Origin of the sequence: Marinobacter maroccanus, assembly GCF_002933275.1 — a bacterium.
In the GTDB taxonomy this organism is placed as follows: domain Bacteria; phylum Pseudomonadota; class Gammaproteobacteria; order Pseudomonadales; family Oleiphilaceae; genus Marinobacter; species Marinobacter maroccanus.
In genome coordinates this window covers 43,241-69,772 of the sequence record NZ_PSSX01000022.1, presented here as the reverse complement: position 1 = coordinate 69,772, position 26,532 = coordinate 43,241, and the positions used below count along the sequence as shown (strand labels likewise).

The following is a 26,532-nucleotide window of genomic DNA, read 5'->3' as shown; positions in this document are numbered from 1 at the left end:
AAGTGGACCATGCCGATTCGTGATTGGAAGCCGGCCTTGAATCGCTTTATTATCGAATTCGGTGACCGCCTGGACGGCCACCTTTAATGGGGTGGGCAGTTACACAGATTTATTTACAGGCTCGTACATTCCATACCCACTGGATGAAGTGGCCATCGATTTCGAAGTTCAGGGTCCCTCCGAAAGCAACCCCGACCAGGTAGATGTGCTTCTGGCTGCATGTCGGAAGGAAAACGTCGACATTCGAGAGGATGCACTCGAGATTGCTTCATTGACCACCAAGGTTGTTGACGTCGAGGCCTACGCCCTTGAGCGCGCCTACGCGTTGATCGAGCCGCAGCTGGACTCCCAGGGTGAGGAGCTGGTGGTGGCGATTGTAGATATCGGCGCGACCATGACTACGCTGAGCGTTCTGGCCGGCGGCAAAACCGTTTACACCCGCGAGCAGATATTTGGTGGCAAGCAGCTGACCGAGGAAATCCAGCGCCGTTACGGTCTGTCTCTGGAAGAGGCCGGTCTTGCCAAAAAACAGGGCGGGTTGCCCGATGACTATGAATCCGAAGTGCTGACCCCGTTCCGCGAAGCCGTAGTGCAGCAGGTGGCCCGAGCGCTTCAGTTCTTCTTTGGCGCCAGTCAGTACAATGCTGTCGATTACGTGGTTCTGGCAGGAGGCACTGCCTCAATTCAGGTGCTGACGGAGATGGTCGAAGAAAAAACAGGAACGCCGACCATGGTCGCGAATCCTTTTGCAGACATGGCGGTCGGGTCTCGGGTCAACGCATCGGCACTGAGTAACGATGCGCCGTCTCTGATGATTGCCTGCGGCCTGGCAATGAGGAGCTTCGACTGATGGCAAAGATTAACCTTCGACCGTGGCGCGAGGAACTTCGTGCCGAGAAACAGAAACAGTTTGTGGTCATGATTCTTGGTGCGGCAATCATTGCTGGCGGGCTTGTTTTCCTCTGGAAGACTGATATGGATAGCCGCATTGCTTATCAGCAATCCCGGAACGCTTATATCGAGACAGCCACCAAAAAGCTGGACCAGCAGATCAAGGAGATCGAGAACCTCAAGCGCAAGCGGGATGAGCTTCTGGCCCGGATGCAGGTCATCCAGGATCTTCAGGGTAAGCGCCCGGTTATTGTGCGCGTCTTCGATGAATTGGTTAGAACTCTGCCTGATGGTCTCTTCTACACGGATCTGACCCGGTCAGGCGAACGTGTTGATATTATTGGGATGGCTGAGTCTAATAGCCGGGTTTCTGCCCTCATGCGTCAGTTCGAGGAGTCCGAGTGGTTTACGGATCCCAACCTCTCAAATGTGTCAGCTGCTGATAGTCGCCGGGCCGGTTACAGCCAGTTCAACCTGTCGGTTAAACAGAAAACGCCCGAGCCCGAAGGGGAGGATAAGTAATGAGCCTCGCGGACTCTCTGAAAAGCCTTAATGAATTTGATATAAACGATCTCGACGTTAACAACGCTGGTATCTGGCCTGCCCCGATCAAGGCTATTGTCGTATTGATCATTTTTGGACTTATCGCCGGAGGCGGTTACTGGTTCTTCATAAAGGATCAGTACGCCCAGCTTGAACAGGTGGAGCGCACCGAGCAGGAACTGCGCAAGAAGTATGAGGAAAAAGCTTACCAGGTAGCCAATCTTGAGGTCTTCAAGGCTCAGATGGCTGAAATGGAAGAAACCTTTGGTGCTCTGGTAAGACAGCTTCCGAGTGAGACAGAAGTGCCCGGGCTGCTGGAAGATATAACCAACACAGCTTTAGGTAACGGCCTCGCACTTCAGGAAGTGAAGCTGCAGCCAGAGCAGCGCCGGGACTTCTATTCCGAGCTGCCAATCAACATTCGTGTTTCTGGCTCATATCATGAGCTGGCATCGTTCGTAAGCAGTGTTGCGAGCCTGCCACGGATTGTGACGCTGCACGACCTGACCATAAAACCAACTGGCGGAGATGGAGAACGGCTTGATATGCAGGTTGTGGCTCGTACTTACCGCTACCGGGCTGGAGAATGAGCATGACAGGAAAGCATGCGGTAAAGGCCTGGCTGGGTGTTTGTCTGGTGTCTCTCCTGACAGCCTGTTCCCAGGGCAGTGGATTCTCTGATCTTGATCAATTCATGGCCGAGACCAGGGCGAAACCGAGAGGGTATGTTGAGCCCTTGCCGGAGTTCAAGGCTTACGAGGCTTTCAGCTACTCCGCAGCAGATCGCCGGGCGCCGTTTGAACCTCCCATCGACGTTCAGCTGACCATGGTGGACCAGCAACCGGTCAGCGACGTTGAACCGGATATGGATAGACCGAGAGAAGTTCTTGAGAATTTTGACCTGAAAACGCTTGAAATGGTCGGCACACTTCAGGGCGCATCGGGTAACCTGTTTGCCCTGATCGAAGATGAGACCGGCGGAATCCATAGGGTCCGTACTGGAAATTACATGGGGCAAAACTACGGCCGCATTGTGGGCGTCAGTGAAACCCGTATCGAGCTTATTGAAATCGTTCCCAATGGCCGGGGTGGCTGGGTTGAGCGTCCTCGCTCCCTGACCCTGGAAGAGGGCGCAGGCTAAGGAGCGGCTGGATGAAAGTTGATAGAAACATGCACGTACAAAAAAGTTTAGGGTCGAGGCTAGCGATGTTCAGAAAACTCAATGTATACGTCAGCGTGATTGCTTTTGGGTTGTTCTCCGGCCTGGCCAACGCGGTCACGCTGGAAGACGTGTCGTTTTCGTCGCTACCGGGCGAGCGGCTTGAAGTTACACTGCAGTTTGACGGGGCACCGCCGGAACCCTCCGGGTACACCATCGAGCGTCCCGCTCGCATTGCGGTTGATCTTCGGGATACGACCAGCGGCCTTGCAAGTCGCAGTGTGCCACTGGGATCCGGCAACGCCCAGAGCATGACCGTGGTGGAAACCAAGGACCGCACGCGGCTGATATTCAACCTGGTCGAGCTGGTGCCCTATGATACGGTTCGTTCGGGCAATTCCCTGGTCATGACGATTGGCGGACAGGCCGACAGCGTTGTAGCGAGTTCCTCCGCTCCCGCGTCTCAAAGCAGTTCAGCATCGGGTTCCATGTCGGCTAATGCTCTGGCCGGTGTAGATTTCCGTCGGGGCCAGGACGGGGAAGGTCGCGTTCTTGTTGAGCTGGGCAGCTCTAGCACGCCGGTAGACCTGACAGAGCGTGCCGGCAAGATCCGTCTGACGATGGATGGTATTGAAGTTCCCGCGAATCTACGGCGCCGGCTCGACGTTACAGACTTTGCAACACCGGTCACTCGTATTGACACCTTTGTGCAAGATGGAAATGCCATAGTCGAGATCACTCCCGAAGGCAATTACGACTACATCGCCTACCAGTCTGGTAGCCAGTTTACTGTGAGTGTTGAGGAACTTAGTCAGGAAGAAGCGGAGTCCCGTCGGGAAGAGAAATTCCCGTACACCGGCGACAAGCTCTCCCTGAACTTCCAGGATATTGAAGTTCGCTCGGTTCTTCAGCTGATTGCAGACTTCACAGGCTTGAATCTGGTGGCCAGCGATACGGTAGGCGGCAGCATTACACTGCGTCTTCAGAACGTTCCTTGGGATCAGGCGCTGGATCTGATTCTCAAGACCAAAGGGCTTGATAAGCGTCAGATCGGTAACGTGTTGCTGGTAGCGCCTGCCGATGAGATAGCCGCGAGGGAGAAACTGGAACTCGAAACCAACAAGCAAATTGCCGAACTGGCCCCGGTTCGTCTGGATATTATTCAGGTCAACTACGCCAAGGCGGCTGACATTGTTGCCTTGATCAAGGAAGATGAAGAGCTGATCTCTGATCGCGGCTTTGTCTCCTCTGACGTCCGCACCAACACGATCAGTGTTCGTGAGACCGCCGAGAAGCTTGATGAAATTCGTCGTCTGGTGTCGACATGGGATGTGCCGGTACGTCAGGTATCTATTGAGGCCCGTATCGTTCGGGCTCAGACTAATGTGGCTGAGAACCTCGGTGTTCGCTGGGGTGGAGCCGCATACGATGTAAGCGGCGACAACGTTTTCTCCATAGGTGGCTCTCAGGGCGCGGTTGAGGAGGCTCGGCAGGCCGCTGGCGGGACAAACAATACTATTACTTTCCCCGGCGCCCTTGCAGTTGACCTTGGGGTGAGCGGTGAGGGTGCATCCTCCTTCGCCATCGGCTGGGGCAGCGACGACTTCCTGGTGGACCTGGAGCTTTCCGCCCTTGAGAGCGACGGCCAGGCCGAAGTAGTTTCCCAGCCCAGGGTTGTGACTGCCGATCGTCAGACGGCATCGATCAAGTCTGGTGAGGAAATTCCCTATCAGGAAGCGTCCTCCAGCGGTGCGACATCCGTTTCTTTCAAGGAGGCGGTGCTCTCCCTGGAAGTAACGCCGCAGATTACACCGGATGACAAGATCATCATGGATCTGGTGGTCAATCAGGATTCCCGAGGTGAGGTGACTGCCGGTATTCCTTCGATAAATACCAACGAAGTCACCACCCAGGTTCTGGTTGGGAATGGCGAGACAGTTGTTCTGGGCGGTATCTTCCAGTCGGAAGTCGCGACCCAAACAACCAAGACGCCCTTCCTCGGAGATATCCCTTATCTGGGTCGTATCTTCAAGCGCACCGAACACATTGATGAGCGCAGCGAACTGCTGATCTTCATCACACCGAAGATTATCAAGAACGACCTGCTTCGCTAATCGGTGAAGTTTAAAAGCCGCCGCTTAAAACCGGCGGCTTTTTTGTGCCTGAAACAGGCCCGAGTCGGGTCCTGAACTTATGCAATCCCGGGCCCTGTGATATTCTCACCCGCCTGAACAAAACTGAGCGGAAGTTATGTCTTTGCCGAAACGCGTTGTCCTCGTTGGCCCAATGGGAGCCGGGAAAAGCACGATTGGCCGGATGCTCGCCAAAGAGCTCGGCTATCGTTTCCTCGATTCTGATCGCATCATTGAAGAGCGTTGCGGAGCCAACATCCCTTGGATTTTCGATGTTGAGGGGGAGGACGGCTTCCGTCTGCGGGAAACGGCCATGCTGGATGAACTGTCCCGGGAGGTTAACACTGTGTTGGCCACAGGGGGCGGCGCGGTCATGCGCCAGGAAAACCATCCTATCCTGAAGAGGGATGCGACGGTGATCTATCTGAAAACGTCGATAGAGCAGCAGGTAGAGAGAACACGCAAGGATCGAAATCGGCCCTTGCTTCAGAACGACGATCCGGAGGCGGTTCTGCGAAAACTTTTCTCGATTCGCGATCCGCTGTATTCGAGCCTGGCAGACATCATCATGTACACAGACAGAAAAAGCCCGAGACTTGTCGTGCGTCAGTTGGTCAATCGGCTGAACCCGAAAACCCCGCGTCATAAAAGGCAGATCCGGAAGGAAGGTCGCAATCATGTCTGATCGGTATCGCGAACTCTCGGTGGAGCTCGGTGAACGCAGCTATCCCATTTTTATCGGCGAGGACCTTCTAGGTACCCAGGATCTGTCTCCTTTCGTGTCCGGGGCGCAGGTCATGATTGTCACCAACGAGACGGTGGCACCGCTCTATCTTGACCGGGCGAAGGCCTGTTTCCCGGGGAAGCGGGTTGATACCGTCACCCTTCCAGATGGCGAGAAATTCAAGGACTGGAAGACCCTTAACAGTATTTTTGATGGTCTTCTCGAGCAGCGACATACCCGGAAAACCACTCTGGTTGCACTCGGCGGCGGTGTCATTGGTGATATGGCCGGTTTTGCCGCCGCCTGCTATCAGCGGGGTGTTCCTTTTATCCAGATTCCAACTACCCTGCTTTCCCAGGTGGACTCTTCGGTTGGTGGTAAAACCGGCATTAACCACCCCCTTGGCAAGAATATGATTGGCGCTTTCCATCAGCCACAGGCGGTACTGATCGACACAGCAAGCCTGCAGACCTTGCCTCCCCGTGAGGTTTCAGCGGGACTGGCGGAAGTGATCAAGTATGGACTGATTCGGGACCAGGGCTTTCTGGCATGGCTTGAAGAGCATATGGAGTCTCTGGTCAGCCTTAAGCCAGAGGCGTTGGCAGAAGCTATTTTTCGGTCCTGTGCCTGCAAGGCAGAGATTGTAGCCCTCGACGAGCGCGAAGGTGGGCTCAGGGCCATTCTCAATCTTGGTCATACCTTCGGGCACGCGATAGAAACCTATGCTGGCTATGGCAACTGGCTGCACGGAGAGGCAGTAGGGACCGGTATGCTAATGGCCGCTGAATTGTCTGCTCTTGAGGGGATGATCACCCGTGATGATTGCGACCGGATAAACCGACTGATCCTGCGCGCCGGATTGCCGGATAGACCGCCAGTCGGAATGACAGCCGATGACTTTATGGGCTTGATGGCTGTCGACAAGAAAAACGTGGACGGCCTGCTCAGGCTGGTTCTGCTCCGCTCGGTTGGCGATGCTGTGGTTACATCCAATGCAAGCCCTGAGAACCTGGCGCTGACCTTTGCCCGTTTTTGCAGCTCGACATGATGCCGGCCTGAAGGCGTCATTGATTTGGTAACGGACCAGCGAACAAGGAAGACCCGTGACTGAAGAAAGCTTGAACAGTCTTGATGGTGGCGGCCTGTTCCCCAGGCTCCAACAACGTTACAGCCTCCGTGCCAACCCCCTGGAGATGGAGACTCCGTTTTTTCCGGATGCGATGCGCCATCATGCTCTGGAGGCATTACGCCATCTTTGCGGTTTTGGCGACATGGCTTTGCTGCTCAGCGGTGCTGCCGGCGCGGGCAAAACCCGGATACTGGCGGAGCTGGTCCGCAGTGAGTCGTCCCGACTTGATTTTCACCGTATACCCGCTGCAGCGTTGACCAGCGCTCAGGCGCTTGCCCGGGACCTGAAAGCGGTGGCTCGTTCCAGTCTCGGCCCGGAAGACAGCCCGCGAGATCTGGTTTATCACTTCTTCAGATGGTCGGAGTCCCGGGTTCGAAAGGGTCAGCGTATGGTCCTTTTGATTGACGACGCAGACCGGGCGCCGACGGAGTTGCTCAGGCTGATTCTGTCCGCGTATCTGGCTTCAGAGCGAGGCTCCTCCGCGGTTCCTGTATTTGCCGGTACCGATAACCTGGTCCAGATGCTGGGCCTGGATGATTCCAGCACAAGTGTTCATCAGATACACCTTCGGCCGCTGACGAAAGACGAAATTCTTGCCTACCTTGAGCCAAGGGTTCATGCCGCCGGAGGTAAGACGGGCGAACTTCTCAGTCCAGCCCGGGTTTCAAAGATTCATGCATTGAGCCAGGGGAGTTTTGCGAGGCTGAAGCGAGTAACGCCGGGCGTCTGGCTGGACATGGTGTCGGCACCGAGTGCGGGTCGGTCCCGGGAAGTGCCCTGGAAGCGGTTTCTGTGGCCAGGGTTCGCTCTGGTTCTGCTTGCGGGCTCCTGGTGGTTCGTATCGCGCCAGTATGATGAGTCAGTTGCCGAAGAGGTTGTGAAAGCGCCAGAGCCGGTGAGAAAGAGCATTACCATTGGTCCGGAAACCGGGGATTCCGAGGCCGCTCCCGATGAGCCATCCATTGCGGCCGAAATCCTGTTGACAGAGCCGGTAACCGAGCCGGATCCTGTCCAGCCAGAGCCAGAGCCAGAGCCAGAGCCAGAGCCAGAGCCAGAGCCAGAGCCAGAGCCAGCCAGAGCCAGAGCCAGAGCCAGAGCCAGAGCCAGAGCCAGAGCCAGAGCCAGAGCCAGAGCCAGAGCCAGAGCCAGAGCCAGAGCCAGAGCCAGAGCCAGAGCCAGAGCCAGAAGCCGCGCTGGAGTTTACTCCGGCCGATCCGGAGCATTTTGTAGCCATCGACCAGGTTCGGGCGCGAGGAGGCTGGACCGTGCAGCTGGTTGCCGGCAACCTGGAGCAGACCGCTCTGAATCTTGTATCCAGGTATTCGGAACTCGGCGACGTCGTATATACCCGCGGGGAAAGGCAGGGCCAGCCCTGGTTTATGGTATTCTATGGTCAGTTTCCTACCCGGGAGGCGGCGAATGCCGCAGCATCCGGTTTGCCGGAAGAACTGGCTTCCCGGTCGCCCTGGGTCCGTCCGGTCGACAATTTATAGTGCCGTCATTTCCGGTGCTAACTTGTTGTTCCATAACCTTGTCGATTGGTAATTCCGGTTTCGGCTTCCCACAATAACTCCACGCCGATTTGAGTACGTATTTCTACGTGTGTAAAATAGCCAGCCCCCATTTTCAGTGTCAAAGGGTGGTTATATGGCTGTGCGCCAATTAACTCTTTGATTGAAAAGCATTTCTACGTGAGAGAACGCTTATGATGACAGGTTTGTATCATCCCGATGAATTCAGGGACAACTGTGGATTCGGTCTGATTGCCCACATGAAGGGCGAGGCCAGCCACAAGTTGTTGCAAACTGCCATCGAGTCTCTGACCTGCATGACCCACCGAGGTGGTATCGCTGCAGACGGAAAGACCGGCGATGGTTGTGGCCTGCTGATCCAGAGCCCGGATGGCTTTCTGAAGAAAGCCGCCAAGGCGGCGTTTGGCAAGGAGCCAGGCGACCTCTTTGCCGTGGGTCAGGTGTTTCTTAACCCCGACGAGATCAAGGCTGCCGCCGGTCGCGCGGCTATTGAAAAACGGTTGACCGAACAGGGTCTGGAAATCCTCGGCTGGCGTGAAGTGCCGGTGGATGACAGTTGCCTGGGTCCCATGGCGCTGGATTGCCTGCCCCGTATTGAGCAGGTCTTTGTGGTACCTGCCGGCAAGGCAGAGCGTGACTTCGCGATCAGCTTGTTCGTAGGTCGCCGGCACGCCGAAAGCGATATGGCCGATGATCCGGAATTCTACATCTGTAGCCTGTCGCATCGCACTCTGGCCTACAAGGGCCTGATGATGCCGGCGGACCTGGCCAATTTCTACAAGGATCTGGGTGATCCGGATCTCGAGACCGCTATCTGTGTATTCCATCAGCGGTTCTCCACCAACACCATGCCACGTTGGCCGCTGGCCCAGCCGTTCCGGTATCTGGCCCACAATGGTGAGATTAACACCATTGACGGCAACCGCAACTGGGCCATCGCCCGGGCCGCCAAGTTCAGCTCTCCGGAACTGCCGGATCTGCAGACCCTGCAGCCCCTGGTGAACCTCACGGGTTCTGACTCTTCCAGCATGGACAACATGCTGGAAGTGCTTCTTGCCGGCGGCGTTGACCTGTTCCGTGCGGTTCGCATGATGATTCCGCCGGCCTGGCAGAATGTCGACAGCATGGATTCAGAACTGCGTGCGTTTTACGAGTACAACTCCATGCACATGGAGCCCTGGGATGGTCCCGCCGGTCTGGTAATGTCGGATGGTCGTTACGCGGTGTGCATGCTGGACCGGAACGGCCTGCGTCCGGCTCGCTGGGTCATCACCAAGGATGACTTTATTACTCTGGCATCAGAGATTGGTACCTACGGCTATCAGCCCGATGACGTGGTTGCGAAAGGCCGTGTCGGGCCGGGCCAGATGCTGGCAATCGACACCGAATCCGGTGAAGTCCTGCATACCAAGGACATTGATCAGCGGCTGAAGACGGCCCAGCCGTACAAGCGCTGGTTGCGTGAGAACGCGCTGCGCGTGGAAACCACGCTGAATCAGGATACCCCGGATTTCAGGCTGATGGACTCCGACGAACTTCTGGTGCATCAGAAAATGTTCATGGTCTCCTTCGAGGAGCGTGATCAAGTGTTGCGCCCGCTGGCGGAAAACGGCCAGGAAGCCGTTGGCTCCATGGGTGACGATACCCCGATGGCCGTGCTTTCAAGCAAGGTTCGCCACGTTGCTGACTACTTCCGCCAGAAGTTCGCCCAGGTGACCAATCCGGCCATCGATCCTTTGCGTGAGTCGATTGTCATGTCCCTGGAGACCTGTCTGGGGGCTGAGCGCAACGTGTTCGAGGAAACCGCCGATCACGCTGATCGCATAATCCTGACCACGCCTGTACTGTCTCCGGCCAAGTTCCTGAAGATCGCCAACAACGAACGTCCTGGATTCGAGGTAGCCCGTATTTCCATGAGCTACCGTCCGGAGCAGGGGCTGGAGCAGGCGATTCGTCAGGTTTGTGATGAAGCGGAACAGGCCGTCCGGGATGGCAAGGTGCTGCTGATCCTCACCGATAAAGATCTGAAGGAAGGTGAACTGCCGGTCAACGCCCTGATGGCTACCGGTGCGGTTCACCATCATCTGGTCCAGAAGGGGCTGCGCTGCGATTCCAACATCATTGTTGAAACCGGTTGGGCCCGCGATCCCCACCATTTCGCTGTGCTTTTCGGTTTTGGTGCGACGGCGGTGTATCCGTACCTTGCCTACCAGGTGCTGAATGATCTGATCCGCACCGGCGAACTGCTGATGGATCCGATTGACGCCAAGAACAACTATCGGAAGGGTATCAACAAAGGCCTGCTGAAGATCCTCTCCAAGATGGGCATCTCGACCATCACCTCCTACCGGGGCGCCCAGCTGTTTGAGGCGATCGGTCTGGCTGACGATGTTGTTGACCTGTGCTTCAAGGGTGTGCCGAGCAGGATCCAGGGTGCCGGCTTCTACGATTTCCAGCAGGATCAGGAGCAACTGGCCTCTGTAGCCTGGAAGCCTCGCAAGCCGATTGTCCAGGGTGGTCTGCTGAAATACGTCCACGGCCAGGAATATCATGCCTTTAATCCGGATGTCGTCGGCAAACTGCAGGAAGCGGTAACCAGTGGCGACTATGGTCATTACAAGGAATATGCCGGGCTGGTCAATGAACGTCCGGTAGCGACCCTGCGGGATCTCCTGGGCTTCCGGAAAGACCTCAAGCCGATTGACCTTTCCGAGGTTGAGCCGGCAGAGAGCATTTTCCCGCGCTTTGATTCGGCGGCCATGTCCCTGGGTGCGCTGTCTCCAGAGGCTCACGAGGCCCTGGCAGTGGCTATGAACACTCTGGGGGGGCGTTCGAACTCCGGCGAGGGCGGTGAAGATCCGGCCCGTTATGGCACCGAAAAGCGCTCCAAAATCAAGCAGGTGGCTTCCGGGCGTTTCGGAGTCACTGCCGAATACCTGCGTAGTGCTGATGTCATGCAGATCAAGGTGGCCCAGGGTGCGAAGCCCGGTGAAGGCGGCCAGTTGCCTGGAGGCAAGGTGAATGATCTGATCGCTCGCCTGCGCTACTCGGTGCCCGGTGTAACACTGATTTCACCGCCACCGCACCACGATATCTATTCTATCGAGGATCTGGCTCAGCTGATTTTTGACCTCAAACAGGTCAACCCGCAGGCTCTGGTGTCTGTGAAGCTGGTTTCCGAGCCAGGTGTCGGTACGATTGCGGCGGGTGTGGCCAAAGCGTACGCCGACCTGATCACCGTTTCCGGTTACGATGGCGGTACCGCAGCAAGCCCGTTGACGTCCATCCGCTACGCTGGCTCCCCCTGGGAGTTGGGGCTGACGGAAACCCAGCAGGCCCTGCGGGCCAACGATCTGCGGGGCAAGATCCGCCTGCAGACCGATGGCGGCATCAAGACCGGTCTGGATGTGGTGAAAGGCGCGATCCTGGGTGCCGAGAGCTTTGGCTTCGGCACCACGCCCATGGTGGCGTTGGGCTGCAAATACCTGCGTATCTGCCACCTGAACAACTGCGCGACCGGTGTCGCGACACAGAATGAACACCTCCGTGAAGAGCACTTCAAGGGTACGGTGGAAATGGCCATGAATTTCTTCCGCTTCGTGGCTGAGGAAACCCGTGAGTGGATGGCGAAGCTGGGCGTGCGAAGCCTGGAAGAGCTGGTCGGTCGCGTTGACTTGCTGGAACGCCTGCCGGGCGATACCGAGCGCCAGAAGAAGCTGGATCTGAGTCGCCTGCTGTCCAATGACCATATTCCGGCGGACAAGCCTCAGACCTGTCAGGTGGAGCGGAACCATCCGTTCGACGAGGGCAAGCTGGCGGAACAGATGGTTCTGGATACATCCGCAGCCATCAAGGAGAAGAGTGGTGGCGCCTGGTCCTACCGGGTAACCAACTGTGACCGTTCCATTGGCGCGCGTCTGTCTGGCGAAATCGCCCAGCTGCATGGCAATCAGGGTATGGTCGATGCGCCTATTACGCTGGATCTCACCGGCACCGCCGGCCAGAGTTTCGGTGTCTGGAACGTGGGTGGTCTCAACCTGATTCTTGAAGGTGATGCCAACGACTACGTGGGCAAGGGTATGACCGGTGGCAAGCTGGTGGTGAAGCCACCCCGCGGTAGCGCCTTCAAAACCCAGGAAACCTCCATCGTCGGTAACACCTGCCTGTACGGTGCAACTGGCGGCAAGCTCTTCGCAGCCGGCACCGCGGGTGAACGTTTCGCGGTTCGTAATTCTGGCGCCCACGCCGTTGTAGAAGGCGCTGGTGACCACTGCTGCGAATATATGACCGGCGGCCTGGTGACTGTACTCGGCTCCACCGGGCACAATTTTGGAGCGGGAATGACCGGTGGCTTTGCCTATGTGATGGATCTCAACAACACCTTCGTGGACAAGTACAACCACGAGCTGGTCGAGATTCAGCGGATTTCCAGCGAAGACATGGAGTCCTATCGTAACCATCTGCGTGGCGTTATTCGGGAGCATATTTCGGAAACCGCCAGTGAGTGGGCTGAGCACATTCTTGAGAATTTCGACGACTACATTGGCCGTTTCTGGCTGGTGAAACCAAAGGCTGCCAATCTGCGTAGCCTGCTGGCCAGCACCCGGGCACGTCCGGAATAAGAGGCTGAGAGGGTTTGGGGCGTGCGGCCTGGCTGCCGCCCTTGTCGAAATTGAGTTGATGAGAGCATCCTGATGAAAGAACGACTGAGTAACGACTTCCAGTTTGTCGAGGTTGGACGTGTCGACCCGAAGAAGGTCCCGGCCAAGAAGCGGAAGAAAGAGTTTGGTGAAATTTATCATCCCTTCACAGCGGACAACGCGGCGTCCCAGTCCCACCGCTGTCTTGAATGTGGTAACCCCTATTGCGAGTGGAAGTGCCCGGTACACAACTACATCCCGAACTGGCTCAAGCTGGTTTCGGAAGGCAACATCATGCGGGCCGTTGAGTTGTGTCATCAGACCAACTCCCTGCCTGAGGTCTGCGGCCGGGTCTGCCCGCAGGATCGCCTCTGTGAGGGCGCTTGTACGTTGAACGACGGCTATGGTGCCGTCACCATTGGTTCGGTAGAGAAATACATTACCGACACGGCTTTTGCGCTGGGCTGGAAACCGGATATGTCCGCTGTGAAGTGGACAGACAAAAAGGTTGCCGTCATTGGCGCCGGTCCTGCGGGTCTGGGATGCGCGGACGTTCTGGTTCGCAATGGCGTCAAGCCGGTTGTATTCGATATCTATCCGGAAATTGGCGGTCTGCTGACGTTCGGTATTCCCGAGTTCAAGCTGGAAAAATCCGTCATGACCCGCCGCCGCAAGGTGTTCGAGGAAATGGGCGTGGAATTCCGCCTTTCCACCGAGGTGGGCAAGGACGTTCAGCTTCAGGACATTATTGACGAATACGATGCCGTCTTCATGGGCATGGGTACCTACACCTACATGAAGGGCGGTTTCCCGGGTGAGAACCTGCCGGGCGTGTACGATGCGCTGCCGTTCCTGGTTTCCAACGTTAACCGCCGTCTCGGCTTCGAGAAAGACGAAGCGGACTTCATTGACATGAAAGGCAAGCGGGTGGTTGTCCTGGGTGGTGGTGATACCGCCATGGACTGCAACCGCACCTCAATCCGTCAGCAGGCTGAGAGCGTCACCTGTGCCTACCGTCGTGATGAGGCCAACATGCCGGGTTCCCGTCGTGAAGTGGCGAACGCCAAGGAAGAGGGCGTCAAGTTCCTCTTCAACCGTCAGCCCATTGCCATCATCGGCGAAGACAGGGTTGAGGGTGTGAAAGTGGTTCAGACCCGCCTGGGTGATCCTGATGAAAATGGCCGCCGCCGTCCGGAAGTGGTGCCGGGCAGTGAGGAAGTCATTCCTGCCGACGCGGTCCTGGTGGCTTTCGGGTTCCGCCCGAGCCCGGCCGACTGGTTTGATGAGCTGAAGGTGAATACCGACGATTCGGGCCGGGTAACCGCGCCGGAAGAGTCCGAGTTCATGTTCCAGACCAGCAACGAGAAAATCTTCGCGGGCGGTGACATGGTCCGCGGTTCGGATCTGGTCGTAACCGCTATCTGGGAAGGCCGTCAGGCTGCCGAGGGTATCATGGATTACCTGGATATCTGATTGCGGGATTGATCCTGATCAGAAGGGCGGTTTCCTAAGGGAAAGCCGCCCTTTTTTATTCCCGCAAACCGGGTATTATGGCTCCCCATCCAATTTTCCCCTTTGTAAAGAACACGCTGGATTTCCTATGACCGAGCTGAAGAATGACCGTTTCCTGCGCGCCCTGATGCGCCAGCCCGTGGACCGCACACCGGTCTGGATGATGCGACAGGCGGGGCGTTACCTGCCGGAGTACCGTGCGACAAGGGCAAAGGCCGGAGATTTTCTAAGCTTGTGCAAGAACACGCCGCTGGCCTGCGAAGTGACGCTGCAGCCTCTGGAGCGCTTCCCCCTGGATGCGGCCATCCTGTTCTCGGACATCCTGACCATTCCGGATGCATTAGGCCTTGGCCTGTATTTCGAAACGGGCGAGGGCCCGAAATTCCGGAACACGATCCGCTCCGAAGCCGATGTTGCCGCTCTGCCGAAGATCAACGCTGAGGTGGATCTGGATTACGTCATGAACGCGGTCTCCACCATCCGCGGTGCCCTGAACGGCAGTGTTCCCCTGATTGGCTTCTCCGGCAGCCCGTGGACCCTCGCCACCTATATGATTGAAGGCGGCTCTTCCAAGGATTTCAGGGAGGCCAAGAAGCTCATGTACGGCCAGCCAGAGGTTATGCACCGCTTGCTGGACCATCTGGCGGACGCGGTCATTGATTATCTCAACGGCCAGATCAAGGCCGGTGCCCAGGCCGTGCAGATTTTCGATACCTGGGGTGGCGTGTTGAGCAGCTGGGCCTATGAGGAGTTCTCGCTTCGCTACATGAAGAAAATCGTTGATGGCCTGATTCGCGAGAGCGACGGTCGCCGGGTGCCGGTGATTCTGTTTACCAAGAATGGAGGTCAGTGGCTGGAATCCATTGCCGATTCCGGTGCAGATGCCGTTGGCCTGGACTGGACTACGGATATCGGCAACGCCCGCGCCCGCATTGGCGACCGGGTGGCTCTCCAGGGCAACATGGATCCGGCCATGCTGTATGCGCCGCCTGAGCGGATTCGCCAGGAAGTGGCCGATATCCTGCGGCGCTTCGGTTCCGGCCCTGGCCATATATTCAACCTTGGTCACGGCATTACGCCGGATGTGGATCCGGAGCATGCCAAGGCGTTCATTGAGGCCGTGGTTGAACTGAGCCCAGAGTATCATCGCTGAGGGGCTGGGACTTCGTTCCTAGCCTTCGAGCCTGGAGTCTGAGTCTGTTGTGGGGCCCTTTCCAAAAACCGCTACGAGCACGTCCCTGTGGCTTGTCTCCGGCCGTCCATGGCCTCCGACATTTTTGGAAAGGGCCCCACAACAGCCTCGCTCTTACATCGGAGATATGTCTGCCTATTCCACGGCCCTTGCTGGGCTCAAGATCCCCGGGATGCATTAAACTGTCCGGACCATAGTCAATCCCGTAGGTCGGATTAGGTGCGCAGCGCGTGCCGTAATCCGACAACCTTAGTCCCGTAGGTCGGATTAGGCGTGCAACGCGCGCCGTAATCCGACAACCGAAGCCCCACTCAAAAACTCCTCTGGATGCAATCTTCTGTCCGGTCTATAGTCAGGTGAAACAAGACTGGTAAACAGGAGTAACCCGTTGCCCACCAAAACCCCCGAAAAACGCCGGTTCCACCGGATCGAATTCGATGCGCCATGCGAGCTTCACTGCCAGGAGTCTGTCTGGAAGACCGAGGTGCTGGATGTTTCCTTGAAAGGCGTTCTGGTAAAGCGGCCGGAAGGTTGGGATGTGCCGTTAAAGCAGCCCTGCGAGGTGATTATTCACCTCAATGATCATGAGGCTGGTATTGTCATGGCCGTGGAGTTGCGACATGTGGAACCGCACCGGTTGGGATTTAAGTGCCAGTACATTGACCTGGATAGCGCCACTCACCTGAAACGTCTGGTTGAACTTAATCTTGGTGATCAAGCTCTTCTGGAAAGGGAGTTTGCGCATCTTATTGATTAGGCATGTTTGGTCGGATTACGGCTTTGCCTAATCCGACCTACTTGGCTGTGATTGCTGGCCGGACCCCGGAGGGGTGCTTGTAGCGGTTTTTGGAAGCCCCTCCTGCCAATCGCTTCGTAAACTCCAAACCACGAAAGCTTAGAGCTCTTCCAGAGCTGAAAGAGCATCACTCAGTTTGGTCACCGGAATTACCTTCATGCCCTCTATAGCCTTGCGAGGTGCATTGGATTTTGGCACCAGGGCCCGGGTGAAACCGTGTTTGGCGGCTTCATAGATGCGTTCTTGGCCGCTGGGCACCGGGCGAATTTCGCCAGAGAGGCCCACTTCTCCGAAGATCACCAGGTCCTGGGGTAGGGCGCGGTCGCGGAAGGAGGAGACGATGGCGGCCAGCAGGGCCAGGTCAGCGCTGGTTTCGTTGACCTTTACTCCGCCAACCACGTTCACGAACACGTCCTGATCGGATACGTGCATGCCGCCGTGGCGGTGCAATACGGCAAGGAGCATGGCCAGCCGGTTCTGATCAAGACCAACCGCGACCCGTCTCGGGTAGCCGCCCTGAGCCATATCCACCAGAGCCTGGATTTCCACCAGCATGGGGCGGGTACCTTCCCAGACCACCATAACCACGCTTCCCGGGGCCGCGTCTTCGCCACGGTTGAGGAAGATCGCGCTGGGGTTCTTTACTTCCTTGAGTCCCTGTTCCAGCATGGCGAATACGCCCAGCTCATTCACCGCACCAAACCGGTTTTTGATGCCACGGAGCGTTCGATAACGACTGTCGCTGGAACCTTCTAGCAGGATTGAGCAGTCGATCATGTGTTCCAGGACTTTCGGGCCGGCCAGGCTGCCGTCTTTGGTGACGTGGCCAACCAGGAACAGGATGGTGCCGGTCTGCTTGGCGAAACGGGTCAGGTAGGCTGCGCTTTCGCGTACCTGGGAGACACTGCCGGGGGCGGACTCGATATCCGCCATATGCATCACCTGAATACTGTCTACCACCAGAATTCGGGGTTTTTCCGCCTCAGCCACCTGCATGACTCGCTCGACACTGGTTTCGGACAGCATCTTCAGGTCTTTGGTGGGCAGGCCTAGCCGTTTGGCGCGCATGGCGACCTGTTGCAGGGATTCCTCACCGGTGACATATAAAGCAGGGACGCTGGCTGCAAGATGGCAGACAGCCTGCAGTAGAAGTGTGCTCTTGCCTGCGCCCGGATGGCCGCCCATAAGCACGGCAGAGCCTTCGACCAGTCCGCCGCCCAGGACCCGATCGAACTCCTGCATGCCGGAGCTGATGCGGGGCTGCTCCGCGAGGCTGACGTCGTCCAGGCTCTGAACCTCGGATAGGCTGCCGGCAAAACCCTCAAACCGGGCGCCGCGGGCACCCTTGGCGTTGCTGCTGACGCCGCGGACTTCGTTGATGGTGTTCCAGGCCTGGCACGCTGTGCACTGGCCCTGCCATTTGGAATAGTCTGCACCGCATTCGGTGCAGACAAAGGCGGTTTTGGGTTTGGCCATGGGGTTGTTGCTACCTTCCGGGTTGGCTGTCGGATTACGGCTGCGCCTAACCCGACCTACGCGGGATATATCGCAGCTGTAGGATTAGGCCCGCAGGGCCGTAATCCGACACAGGGTCTTACGCGAGCTTCTTGTACTTCATGCGCTTGGGCTGCATGGCTGAATCACCCTTGCGCTTCTTGAAGTCCTCATCGTACTCGGTGAAGTTACCTTCGAAGTAAACGACCTCGCCATCATCTTCGAACGCCAGAATATGGCTGGCTACGCGGTCCAGGAACCAGCGGTCGTGCGAGATCACCAGGGCAGAGCCCGGGAAGTTGAGCAGAGCCTCTTCCAGGGCCCGGAGGGTTTCCACGTCCAGATCGTTGGTCGGCTCATCCAGCAGCAGCACGTTGCCGCCCTGTTTCAGCAGTTTGGCCAAGTGCAGGCGGTTACGCTCACCGCCGGACAGGTCGCCAACCCGCTTCTGCTGGTCGCTGCCCTTGAAGTTGAAGCGGCCCACGTAGGCCCGCGAGGGCGTCTCGTAGTTGCCAACCTTGATGATGTCGTTGCCGTCGGAGAGTTCTTCCCAGACGGTTTTGCTGCCATCCAGGTCACGCATCTGGTCCACGTAGGCCAGCTCGACAGTTTCGCCGACAGTAATGTCACCGGAGTCCGGCTTGTCGAAACCTGCGATCATCTTGAATAGAGTGGATTTGCCGGCACCGTTACCACCGATAATGCCCACGATGGCACCGGGCGGCACACTGAAGGATACGTCTTCATACAGCAGGCGGTCACCGAAGGACTTGCTGATGCCGTCCACCTCGATCACCTTGTTGCCCAGCCGTGGTCCGGGCGGAATGTAGAGTTCGTTGGTTTCGTTGCGCTTCTGGAATTCCTGGGAACTCATCTCTTCAAAGCGGGCCAGGCGGGCCTTGCTCTTGGACTGACGGCCCTTGGCATTGCTGCGCACCCACTCCAGTTCCTGCTTGATCGCTTTCTGGTGAGAGGCTTCCTGCTTGGATTCCATCTCCAGGCGCTTCTCCTTGTTCTCCAGCCACTGGCTGTAGTTGCCTTCAAACGGAATGCCGTGGCCACGGTCCAGCTCCAGGATCCAGCCGGCGACGTTGTCGAGGAAGTAGCGGTCGTGGGTGATGGCGACCACGGTGCCTTCGTAGTCGTGAAGGAAGCGCTCGAGCCAGGCCACGGATTCGGCATCCAGGTGGTTGGTGGGCTCGTCCAGCAGCAGCATGTCCGGACCGGACAGCAGCAGGCGGCACAGAGCCACCCGGCGGCGCTCACCACCGGAAAGAACGCTGACTTTCTGATCCCAGGGTGGAAGACGCAACGCATCAGCCGCAACTTCCATCTTGCGTTCAATATCGTGGCCATCGGTGGCCTGGATATAGGCTTCCAGTTCGCCCTGCTTCTTGGCCAGGGCATCAAAATCAGCATCCGGTTCGGCGTAGGCTGCGTACACCTGGTCCAGTTCGGCCAGGGCGTCATGGACGCCGGAAACCGCCTCGTCGACGATCTCCTTAACGGTTTTCTCTTCGTCCAGCTCCGGCTCCTGGGGCAGGTAGCCTACGTTGATGCCGGGCTGCGGACGGGCTTCGCCGATGTAATCCTGATCTACGCCCGCCATAATGCGGAGCAGGGTGGATTTACCTGCACCGTTCAGGCCCAGAACGCCGATCTTGGCGCCGGGGAAGAAGCTCAGGGAGATGTCTTTCAGAATCTCGCGCTTGGGCGGGACCACCTTGCCCACCCGGTTCATGGTGTAAACGTATTGGGCCATGTTGGCAGAATCCTTTTATCAAACAATCGCTTGAGAAATGAATACACGTCAGGTGCCTGATCAAGGCCTTCGGGGTGGGCGATCCGGGATCGTCAAAATCAGGGATGATTTTGTCGAGCGTACAGGGACGTATTTACAGCGTATCCCGGATCGCCCTCCCCGAAGGCCGACACCTCGGGTGCCGGTACCTGAGAACAGTAATCGGCTAAGGTAACGAAACGTACCTTTGATAGCAATTGAGCAGAAACCGGAGTTGGCCGCATGCCGGTATCTGCGGACGGTATAAAGGATGATTTTTCACCCGTTTGTAAGATAGAATAGCGGCCCAATTTTTCAGGGAGCCTGCGGAGATCGCCAAAGCTCTCCGGGCCAGCCAAGCACACAGGGGCAGCGCATCCATGTTTAATCGTGAAATGAAAATCGCCGGCTTTGACGACGAACTCTGGAACGCCATGCAGGCGGAAGAGAAGCGTCAGGAAGCTCACATCGAGCTGATTGCGTCCGAGAACTACACCAGCCCCCGGGTGATGGAAGCCCAGGGCAGCGTGCTGACCAACAAGTACGCGGAAGGCTATCCGGGCAAGCGCTACTATGGCGGCTGCGAGTTCGTGGATATTGCCGAAGATCTGGCGATTGAGCGCGCCAAGGAACTGTTTGGTGCTGCCTATGCCAACGTACAGCCGCATTCCGGCTCCCAGGCAAACTCAGCTGTGTTCATGGCCCTGCTCAAGCCGGGTGATACTGTTCTGGGTATGAGTCTGGCGCATGGTGGTCACCTGACCCACGGTGCCAGTGTGAACTTCTCCGGCAAGATCTATCACGCGGTTCAGTACGGCCTGAACCCGGAAACCGGCCTGATCGATTACGACGAAGTGGAAGCGCTGGCCGTTGAGCACAAGCCGAAGATGATTATTGCCGGCTTCTCCGCGTATTCACAGGAGCTGGATTTTGCCCGCTTCCGTGAGATTGCCGACAAGGTTGGCGCCTACCTGTTTGTGGATATGGCCCATGTGGCTGGGCTTGTTGCCGCTGGCGTTTACCCGGATCCGGTTCCCCACGCCCACGTGATTGCGACCACTACCCACAAGACCCTCCGCGGTCCCCGCGGTGGCCTGATCCTGGCCTGTGATGACGCCGATCTGCAGAAGAAACTGAACTCTGCTGTGTTCCCGGGCGGTCAGGGTGGCCCGCTGATGCACGTGATTGCCGCCAAGGCGGTGTGCTTCAAGGAAGCCATGAGTGACGAGTTCAAGACCTACCAGCAGCAGGTTGTGAAGAACGCCTCTGCCATGGCTCAGGTGTTCGTTGATCGCGGCTATGACGTAGTCTCCGGCGGCACCAGAAACCACCTGTTCCTGGTCAGCCTGATCAAACAGGACATTACCGGTAAAGACGCGGATGCGGCGCTGGGTCGTGCTCACATTACCGTGAACAAGAACGCGGTTCCCAATGATCCCCGTTCGCCGTTCGTCACTTCCGGTCTGCGTATTGGTACCCCGGCGATCACCACTCGTGGTTTCGGCGAGTCCGAGTGTCGCGACCTGGCCGGCTGGATCTGCGATATCCTCGATAACCTGGACGATGACGCGGTAAACAGCCGGGTTCGTGAACAGGTGAGTGCGCTCTGCGCCCGTTTCCCGGTCTACGGCTGATCGTTTTATAGCTAGACTGCAGGCATGACCCGCCGGGCCGATCCGTCGGCCCGGCTTCCTCTTCGGAGTTCCTGACTATGCATTGTCCCTTCTGTGGTGAAGCAGATACCAAGGTGATTGACTCCCGGCTCGTGGCCGAGGGTGATCAGGTGCGTCGCCGCAGGGAATGCCTGTCCTGTCGGGAACGGTTCACGACCTTCGAGTCTGCAGAGCTGGTGATGCCGCGTGTGGTCAAGCAGGATGGCACCCGTCAGCCGTTTGATGAGGAAAAGCTGCGTGCAGGGCTGATGAAAGCGCTGGAAAAGCGGCCGGTCAGCATTGAGCAGATTGATGCGGCCCTGAACCGGATCAAATACCGTTTGCGGGCGACCGGCGAGCGAGAAGTGAAATCCATGCAACTGGGCGAGGAGGTAATGACCGAATTGCGCCAGTTGGACAAGGTCGCCTATGTCCGCTTCGCTTCGGTGTATCGCAGCTTCCAGGATATCAACGAATTCAAGGAAGAGATTGAGAGGTTGTCGGCAAGCAACGGCGAGGCGGCTGTTGATGTCGCCAAAGCGCTGGCGGATAACCACTCCGCGAAAGGAAAGGCATGATCGAGAACCGCGACAGAGCCATGATGGCGCGGGCTGTCCAGCTTGCCTGGCGCGGTCGGTACTCTACCCATCCCAATCCCCGGGTAGGCTGTGTCATTGCCCGGGGCGATCTGATACTCGGTGAAGGCTGGCATGAGCGTGCCGGAGAAGCCCACGCCGAAACCCGTGCCCTGAGTCAGGCGGGTCCCGATGCCCGGGGCGCGACGGCGTATGTGACACTTGAGCCCTGTAGCCATTTCGGTCGCACGCCGCCCTGCGCCAGGGCCCTGATTGATGCGGGCGTTGCGCATGTCTACGCCGCGACCAAGGATCCGAATCCCTCGGTGTCCGGCCGGGGGCTGGATATGCTGAGAGAAGCGGGCGTGCGTGTGACTGAAGGCCTGCTGGCGGACGAAGCTGCCCGCCTGAATCCGGGGTTTATGAAGCGCATGAACACCGGGCGTCCCTGGGTGCGACTGAAAATGGCGGCCAGCCTGGATGGCCGCACCGCCATGGCCTCTGGTGAGAGCCAGTGGATAACCGGCGCCGAGGCCCGTCAGGATGTTCAGCGTCTGAGAGCGATCAGTGATGCCATCCTGACCGGTGTCGGCACGGTGCTCGCCGATGACCCGTCACTGACAGTCCGACGTGAAGAGCTGGGGGATATCGGCGACGCGACAGAGCCGTCGAGGCAGCCACTCCGGGTGATTGCCGATCGGGACGCGCGCACGCCGTCTTCCGCGAAAATCCTTCAAGGCGGTAACGTGCAGGTGTTCTGTGCGTCATCGACCCTGGCGACAGCAGCGGCCCAGGATCTGGCGGCGTTGGGCATCAGCCTTACTGGCGTCGCCTGGAAGGATAACGGTATTGATCTGGCGGAGCTCCTGGACTCGCTGGGGGAGCTGGGGATCAACGAGCTGCTGGTTGAGGCAGGCCCCACTCTGGCCGGTACCTTCATCAGCGAAAACCTGGTCGATGAGCTCTGGCTCTATCAGGCGCCGGTTTTTCTCGGCAGCACGGGGCGTCCGACCGCGCATCTGCCGCTGGAAACCATGGCAGATAAAGTACAATGGAAAGTGCTGGACCGACGTCAGGTAGGTGAGGATCAGCGTCTGATCCTTGCCCGCCGGTAATCCATAAACTCAGGCTGTTCCGGACACCAACTTTGCCGGAACGCCGCAAGGGTGCAAAACCATATGGCACTGAACAGCATTGAAGACATCATTGAAGATATCCGTCAGGGCAAGATGGTCATACTGATGGATGACGAGGATCGCGAGAATGAGGGCGATCTCGTGATGGCTGCTGAGCATTGCACGGCCGAAGCTATCAACTTCATGGCCCGGTTTGGTCGTGGCCTGATCTGCATGCCCATGACCCGGGATCGCTGTGAGCAACTGGGGTTGCCGCTGATGGTCCAGCAGAACGCCTCTGGTTTCGGAACCAAGTTTACCCTCTCCATTGAGGCTGCCGTGGGCGTGACCACTGGTATCTCCGCGGCAGACCGGGCACGCACCGTGCAGGCAGCGGTTGCCCGCAATGCCAAGGCCAGTGATCTGGTCCAGCCCGGCCATATCTTTCCGCTGATGTCTGATCCCGGCGGTGTGTTGAGCCGCGCAGGGCACACAGAGGCATCCTGTGATCTCGCAGCTCTGGCCGGTTGCGAGCCGGCGGGTGTGATCTGCGAGATTATGAATGACGACGGCTCAATGGCCCGCCGGGAAGATCTGGAGCGGTTCGCCGAAGAGCATGACCTCAAGATCGGCACCATTGCCGACCTGATTCATTACCGCACCATGAACGAGCGCACTGTTGAGTGTGTGGAAGAGAACGACCTGGATACCGAGTACGGCGTATTCAAGCTGCGGACCTATCGTGACAACATCCAGGGAGCGACTCACCTGGCCATGTTGATGGGGGATATTTCCCCCGGCGAACCGGCTTTTGTCCGTGTTCACATCACCGATACCTTGCGGGACCTTCTGGGTGCCCGGCGCAAGGATTCCCGGAGCTGGCCTCTGCATCACGCGCTGGAAAAAGTGGCGGAAGAAGGCAAGGGCGTGGTTGTCCTGCTGAACAGTGCCGAGGACAGCTACAATCTGGAAGATCGTATCCAGGAATTCTTTGATGAGGGGAAAGGCTCTTCGGGCAAAGGCAGTTCCGGTGTTTACTTTACCGTAGGGACCGGCTCTCAGATTCTCCGGGATATCGGTGTTGGCAAAATGCGCCTGCTGAGCCCGCCGATCAAATTCTCGGCCATTTCCGGTTTCGATCTGGAAGTCGTTGAGTACGTTCCCTATACCCCTGAATGACAAACCCGGTCGTGGCCCCCGATGCCGCGGCACGTGAAGGAGCCATCGATGGCAGATATCAGAGTAATTGAAGGTGATTTTACCGAGTGTAGCGGTCGCTATGCCCTGGTGGTGGGCCGTTTTAACGGCTTTGTTGTAGAAAGTCTGGTTGAAGGCGCGCTGGACACCCTGCGCCGTCACGGCATTTCCGATGACGACGTCACTATCGTTCGCGTCCCGGGCGCCTATGAAATGCCCCTGGCCGTCAAGCGCGTTGCAGAAACCGGTGAGTACGATGCGATTATCGCCCTGGGTGCTGTCATCCGAGGCGGCACACCCCATTTCGAGTATGTTGCCGGCGAGGCCTCAAGTGGGCTTGGCGCGGTCAGTCTCGATACCGATGTGCCTGTGACTTTCGGTGTGCTGACGGTGGATTCCATTGAGCAGGCCATCGAGCGTTCCGGAACCAAGGCCGGTAACAAGGGCGCGGAAGCGGCGATCACCGCCCTTGAAATGGTCAGCCTCTTCAAGAAGCTGGGTGAGTAATGAGCGAAACTGAAGGTACATCACCGCAGCCGGCCCCGTCCGGCCAACCGAAAGCTGGTGATCGACGCCGTGCCAGGGCTCTGGCTATGCAGGGGCTCTATCAGCGCCATTTCAGCAAGACGGCGATTTCTGACATTGAAGCCGAGTTCATGGTCGACAATGACATGAGCAAGGTTGATCTGCTGTATTTTCGTGATTTGCTTCGCGGTGTTCATCGCGAGCAGGGCGAGCTGGATAAGCTGATCGAGCCTTTTCTCGATCGGCCTATCAACGAGGTGGACCCGGTGGAGCTGGCCATTGTCCGTTTGGGGGCCTATGAGCTGAAGCATCGGCTTGATGTGCCCTACAAAGTGGTCATCAACGAAGGCATCGAAATGGCCAAACGCTTCGGTGGCACCGAGGGCCACAAATTCGTCAACAGCATCCTCGACAAGCTGAGCGGCCGACTCCGGCTTGCCGAGACCCGCGCCCGCTAGCCGATGGGCGAGTTCGAGCTGATTCGGCGTTACTTTCTGCCGCTTGGCGGGCGGCAGGAATCCCGATCCCTGATCCTGGGCCCCGGGGATGATTGCGCGATTCAGCGGATTCCAGCTGGCCGGGATCTTGTCTTTTCCGTGGATGCTTTTGTTGAAGGTGTCCATTTCCCCCGAAACTATCGTCCAGATTATCTGGGTTGGCGTGCTCTCGCCGCAGCTGCCAGTGATCTTGCGGCCATGGGTGCCGACCCGGAATGTTTCACGCTTGCGCTGACACTGCCCGCTGTGGATGAGCAGTGGCTTGAGGACTTCTCAACCGGGCTGAGAAGCGCCAGCGACGCCTTTGGTCTCGAATTGGCCGGCGGGGATACCACCTCCGGTCCGCTCACACTGAGCCTGCAGGTGCATGGTACTGTCGAGCAGGGGCGTGCTGTTCGTCGTTCTGGTGCCCGTCCCGGCGACCTGATTGCCGTGTCGGGAACCCTCGGCGACGCCGGCGCTGCCCTCGACTATCTCGCTGAACCTGGGCCCTCCCCTGACATGCTGGCCGTACTGGAGCATTACCACCGGCCCTGGCCCAGGCTGGATCTGGCAGTGGCTGTGCGCCAATATGCCAATGCGGCGATTGATATCTCTGATGGTTTGTTGGCTGATCTGGGCCACATTCTTGCCGCTTCCCGGGCCGGTGCCCGTATCGAGAGCGCCCAACTGCCCCTTTCGCCCGCTCTTTCGAGGCTCAAAGGCGATAAGGCCACGGACTACGCATTGCGTTCCGGGGACGATTACGAGCTTTGCCTGTGTTTTTCCCCGGAAAACTGGGAGCATGCCCCGGAATCGCTGAAGAGCCAACTTACCGTGATTGGCGTTGTTGACGCTGATCCGGGCCTGTATCTCGACGGTGTCGATTGCAGTCTGGAATCTGTACCTGCGGGGTTTGATCATTTCAGGAGTGAATCATGAGTCAGGAAGGCGAGACCCCGGAACCAGAGGCGCCGGCAGTCATACTGCCGCCGGGTTTCTTGAAAAACCCCGTGCACCTGCTGGCTTTTGGTTTTGGCAGTGGCGCAACCGCGAGGGCGCCTGGCACCTGGGGAAGTCTGGCCGCCATTCCGCTCTGGTACGGCTTCGTCTGGTTACCGCCCGTCGGCTACTGGCTGGTGGTGCTGGCTGCTTTTATCGCGGGTATCTGGCTCTGTGGAAAAACCGCTGAAGACCTCAAGGTGCATGACCATGGCGGCATTGTCTGGGACGAATTCGTCGGGATGTGGATTGCCCTTGGCCTGTTTCCCGACACTATCTACGGGGTTCTGGGCGCCTTCGCTCTGTTCCGGCTGTTTGACATTGCCAAACCCTGGCCCATCAGCTGGCTGGACCAGCACCTGCCAGGCGGGCTGGGCATTATGGTAGACGACGTGATCGCCGGGTTAATGGCACTGATCTGCCTGTGGGCAGTGGATGTGTGGCTGGTCCCCGTAATGGTTTAGCA

At 57.9% G+C, this 26,532-nt stretch carries 21 protein-coding genes and 2 pseudogenes; 21 read left to right on the top strand and 2 right to left on the bottom strand.

Annotated features, from left to right (window positions below):
- Window positions 1-124: 124 nt before the first annotated feature.
- From pilM to KEHDKFFH_RS17895, 13 genes and pseudogenes are all read left to right on the top strand, one after another.
- Window positions 125-850: pseudogene (gene pilM, locus KEHDKFFH_RS17950) on the top strand (type IV pilus assembly protein PilM); the annotation flags it as partial.
- Window positions 850-1,413, top strand: coding sequence for a PilN domain-containing protein (locus KEHDKFFH_RS17945; RefSeq protein ID WP_104323177.1), 564 nt, complete (start codon window positions 850-852; stop codon window positions 1,411-1,413). The pseudogene pilM and the gene KEHDKFFH_RS17945, both read left to right, overlap by 1 nt.
- The gene (locus tag KEHDKFFH_RS17940) at window positions 1,413-2,024 is read left to right on the top strand and encodes a type IV pilus inner membrane component PilO (RefSeq protein ID WP_104323176.1); all 612 of its coding nucleotides are present in this window, start codon (window positions 1,413-1,415) and stop codon (window positions 2,022-2,024) included. Before KEHDKFFH_RS17945 ends, KEHDKFFH_RS17940 begins: the two co-directional genes overlap by 1 nt.
- A 2-nt stretch (window positions 2,025-2,026) precedes the next feature.
- Window positions 2,027-2,575 (top strand): pilus assembly protein PilP, encoded by a 549-nt coding sequence (locus tag KEHDKFFH_RS17935; RefSeq protein WP_064230266.1) that lies wholly within the window; start codon window positions 2,027-2,029, stop codon window positions 2,573-2,575.
- A 65-nt stretch (window positions 2,576-2,640) separates the two neighbouring features.
- The gene (locus KEHDKFFH_RS17930; RefSeq protein WP_192875805.1) at window positions 2,641-4,707 is read left to right on the top strand and encodes a type IV pilus secretin PilQ; all 2,067 of its coding nucleotides are present in this window, start codon (window positions 2,641-2,643) and stop codon (window positions 4,705-4,707) included.
- A gap of 136 nt (window positions 4,708-4,843) precedes the next feature.
- Entirely contained in the window at window positions 4,844-5,410 is a 567-nt protein-coding gene (gene aroK / locus KEHDKFFH_RS17925) for a shikimate kinase AroK (RefSeq protein WP_104323174.1), read from the top strand.
- Window positions 5,403-6,497, top strand: a complete 1,095-nt coding sequence (aroB, locus tag KEHDKFFH_RS17920; RefSeq protein ID WP_104323173.1) for a 3-dehydroquinate synthase — start codon at window positions 5,403-5,405, stop codon at window positions 6,495-6,497. The genes aroK and aroB overlap by 8 nt, the downstream gene beginning before the upstream one ends.
- Window positions 6,498-6,642: 145 nt before the next feature.
- Window positions 6,643-7,044, top strand: a pseudogene (locus tag KEHDKFFH_RS20430) (ATP-binding protein); the annotation flags it as partial.
- A gap of 799 nt (window positions 7,045-7,843) precedes the next feature.
- A complete protein-coding gene (locus tag KEHDKFFH_RS20425) occupies window positions 7,844-8,071 on the top strand; it encodes an SPOR domain-containing protein (RefSeq protein WP_241956553.1) in 228 nt (75 codons plus the stop codon).
- A gap of 212 nt (window positions 8,072-8,283) precedes the next feature.
- A complete protein-coding gene (gene gltB / locus KEHDKFFH_RS17910) occupies window positions 8,284-12,732 on the top strand; it encodes a glutamate synthase large subunit (RefSeq protein ID WP_104323172.1) in 4,449 nt (1,482 codons plus the stop codon).
- Between the two features lie 72 nt (window positions 12,733-12,804).
- A complete protein-coding gene (locus KEHDKFFH_RS17905) occupies window positions 12,805-14,223 on the top strand; it encodes an FAD-dependent oxidoreductase (protein WP_104323171.1) in 1,419 nt (472 codons plus the stop codon).
- Window positions 14,224-14,350: 127 nt separating this feature from the next.
- Complete coding sequence (gene hemE, locus KEHDKFFH_RS17900) at window positions 14,351-15,415, top strand: uroporphyrinogen decarboxylase (RefSeq protein ID WP_104323170.1); 1,065 nt, start codon at window positions 14,351-14,353, stop codon at window positions 15,413-15,415.
- Between the two features lie 427 nt (window positions 15,416-15,842).
- Window positions 15,843-16,211: a PilZ domain-containing protein gene (locus tag KEHDKFFH_RS17895; protein ID WP_104323169.1), complete on the top strand. Its 369-nt coding sequence runs from the start codon at window positions 15,843-15,845 to the stop codon at window positions 16,209-16,211.
- Between the two features lie 138 nt (window positions 16,212-16,349).
- Here the strand turns inward: KEHDKFFH_RS17895 and radA are convergent, their stop codons facing one another.
- Together radA and ettA are read right to left on the bottom strand one after the other, a co-directional pair.
- On the bottom strand, window positions 16,350-17,726 hold the full coding sequence (radA, locus tag KEHDKFFH_RS17890) for a DNA repair protein RadA (protein ID WP_104323168.1): 1,377 nt from the start codon (window positions 17,724-17,726) through the stop codon (window positions 16,350-16,352).
- A 118-nt stretch (window positions 17,727-17,844) separates the two neighbouring features.
- Entirely contained in the window at window positions 17,845-19,506 is a 1,662-nt protein-coding gene (ettA, locus tag KEHDKFFH_RS17885; protein WP_104323167.1) for an energy-dependent translational throttle protein EttA, read from the bottom strand.
- A 398-nt stretch (window positions 19,507-19,904) separates the two neighbouring features.
- Here ettA and glyA point away from each other — a divergent pair, with 398 nt between their 5' ends.
- The 8 genes from glyA to KEHDKFFH_RS17845 all read left to right on the top strand — a co-directional run bounded on the left by glyA (window position 19,905) and on the right by KEHDKFFH_RS17845 (window position 26,530).
- Window positions 19,905-21,158, top strand: coding sequence for a serine hydroxymethyltransferase (glyA, locus tag KEHDKFFH_RS17880; protein ID WP_104323166.1), 1,254 nt, complete (start codon window positions 19,905-19,907; stop codon window positions 21,156-21,158).
- A gap of 77 nt (window positions 21,159-21,235) precedes the next feature.
- On the top strand, window positions 21,236-21,754 hold the full coding sequence (gene nrdR / locus KEHDKFFH_RS17875; RefSeq protein WP_104323165.1) for a transcriptional regulator NrdR: 519 nt from the start codon (window positions 21,236-21,238) through the stop codon (window positions 21,752-21,754).
- Window positions 21,751-22,866, top strand: coding sequence for a bifunctional diaminohydroxyphosphoribosylaminopyrimidine deaminase/5-amino-6-(5-phosphoribosylamino)uracil reductase RibD (gene ribD / locus KEHDKFFH_RS17870; RefSeq protein ID WP_104323164.1), 1,116 nt, complete (start codon window positions 21,751-21,753; stop codon window positions 22,864-22,866). The genes nrdR and ribD overlap by 4 nt, the downstream gene beginning before the upstream one ends.
- Before the next feature lie 63 nt (window positions 22,867-22,929).
- Window positions 22,930-24,045, top strand: a complete 1,116-nt coding sequence (gene ribBA / locus KEHDKFFH_RS17865; protein ID WP_104323163.1) for a bifunctional 3,4-dihydroxy-2-butanone-4-phosphate synthase/GTP cyclohydrolase II — start codon at window positions 22,930-22,932, stop codon at window positions 24,043-24,045.
- A gap of 48 nt (window positions 24,046-24,093) precedes the next feature.
- Window positions 24,094-24,570 carry a 6,7-dimethyl-8-ribityllumazine synthase gene (ribH, locus tag KEHDKFFH_RS17860; protein WP_008170762.1) on the top strand — a complete coding sequence of 159 codons (477 nt, stop codon included), beginning with the start codon at window positions 24,094-24,096 and terminating at the stop codon, window positions 24,568-24,570.
- Window positions 24,570-25,046 carry a transcription antitermination factor NusB gene (gene nusB, locus KEHDKFFH_RS17855; RefSeq protein ID WP_104323162.1) on the top strand — a complete coding sequence of 159 codons (477 nt, stop codon included), beginning with the start codon at window positions 24,570-24,572 and terminating at the stop codon, window positions 25,044-25,046. The genes ribH and nusB overlap by 1 nt, the downstream gene beginning before the upstream one ends.
- A 3-nt stretch (window positions 25,047-25,049) precedes the next feature.
- The gene (gene thiL, locus KEHDKFFH_RS17850) at window positions 25,050-26,006 is read left to right on the top strand and encodes a thiamine-phosphate kinase (protein WP_104323161.1); all 957 of its coding nucleotides are present in this window, start codon (window positions 25,050-25,052) and stop codon (window positions 26,004-26,006) included.
- On the top strand, window positions 26,003-26,530 hold the full coding sequence (locus KEHDKFFH_RS17845; RefSeq protein WP_104323160.1) for a phosphatidylglycerophosphatase A family protein: 528 nt from the start codon (window positions 26,003-26,005) through the stop codon (window positions 26,528-26,530). The genes thiL and KEHDKFFH_RS17845 overlap by 4 nt, the downstream gene beginning before the upstream one ends.
- Window positions 26,531-26,532: the final 2 nt, after the last annotated feature.